Raw genomic sequence first — 1,326 nt, forward strand, 5'->3', positions numbered from 1 at the left:
CGAGCACCGCGATGCCGAAGACCGCGACGCTCCACAGCAGCGCAGACCGCGGCGACGAGCGTCTGACGACCGCGCTCCACAGCACGATCGACGGTATCGCGGTCACGAAGATCGCACCCAGCAGCAGACTGCCCTCGCCCTCGGCGGCGCCCAGCGAGTACCGCACGTAGAAGGGGAGCGCTGCGAGGATGACGGCGATCGAGGTCTGGATGAACAGCGACCCGAGCACATAGGGCACGAACGCCCGGTTCGCGAACGTGTAGGTCAGCTGGTCACGCCAGCGCATCGCCTCGGAGGCGGCTTCGGGCGCCTGTCGTTCGATCATCCCGCCGAAGAACGACCATACGAGCAGCACGAGGCAGACGGTCGAGAGCACGATCGCCATGCCGGGCCAGCCGATGAAGCCGTAGAGAGCGGGGGCGCCCGCCGTGCCCAGCACGATGCCGAGGATCGCGAAGATCTGCCGGGGGACGTTGCCGCGAGCCCGCTCCTGCGTGGTGCGGAAGATCTCGGGGAACAGCGCCGAGATGTTGAGCACCACGACCACGAACGCGATGTCGTACACCGCGACGACGACCAGGAACCAGACGATCAGCCCGGCGGCCGGCAGCTGCGGCGGCATCCAGATCAGGGCGAAGGCGACGACGAGCGGCACGATCCCAAGGCCGATCCAGGGGATGCGGCGGCCCCACCGGGTGCGGATGCGGTCGGACACCGCGCCGACGACCGGGTTGAGCACGGCGTTCAGCACCCCGTGCGCGATCATCGCGGCCGCCACCCACGTCGGCTCGACGCCGAGCTGCGTGACGTAGAAGTAGACCACGAACGCCGAGAACGTCTGCGCCATGAGCTGCGTCGGAAAACCGGATGCTCCGAACGCGATCGCCTGCGAGCGCGTCGGCGCGCCATCCAGTCGTCGCTCGCGCAGCCGCGTGGCGAGCAAGGTCATGCCCGACGGCCCCGCTGCAGGTCGCGCAGGTCGCGCCACCCGAGTCGCACCAGGCCCTCGTCGGCGATCGCCTGCAGCACCGCCGGGTCGGAGAGCAGACGAAGCTCCTGACCGCGTTTCGCCGCCGCGAAGTCGACTGCGGCGCGCAGCTCATCGTCATCCACCATCGGATGCAGGTAGATCTCGGTCACCCCGGCGGGCACCGCTCGAAGCAGCGCGATGAAGCCGTCTCGCACCTGCTCGTACGACTCGCCCGGCACCTCTTCGAACGGGTGGCTCCACAGGCGGTCGATGATGACCACGCCCGCCTCGTCGGCCGCGGCGGCGGCTTCGGCGAGCTTGCCCTGCAGCGCGGCGTCGTCGCCGGTGCCCTCCAT

At 69.7% G+C, this 1,326-nt stretch carries 2 protein-coding genes; both read right to left on the reverse strand.

Translation table 11 applies throughout. The annotated features are described in order from the left end of the window. The coding region (locus J7E68_RS19385) for an MFS transporter (RefSeq protein WP_215175165.1) at positions 1 to 949 on the reverse strand (949 nt) is incomplete at its 3' end. Further along, a partial coding sequence (locus J7E68_RS19390; RefSeq protein WP_396652528.1) for a ChbG/HpnK family deacetylase occupies positions 946 to 1,326 on the reverse strand: 381 nt, incomplete at its 5' end. The genes J7E68_RS19390 and J7E68_RS19385, both read right to left, overlap by 4 nt.

Origin of the sequence: Microbacterium sp. ISL-103 (genome assembly GCF_018613995.1) — a bacterium.
GTDB lineage: Bacteria > Actinomycetota > Actinomycetes > Actinomycetales > Microbacteriaceae > Microbacterium.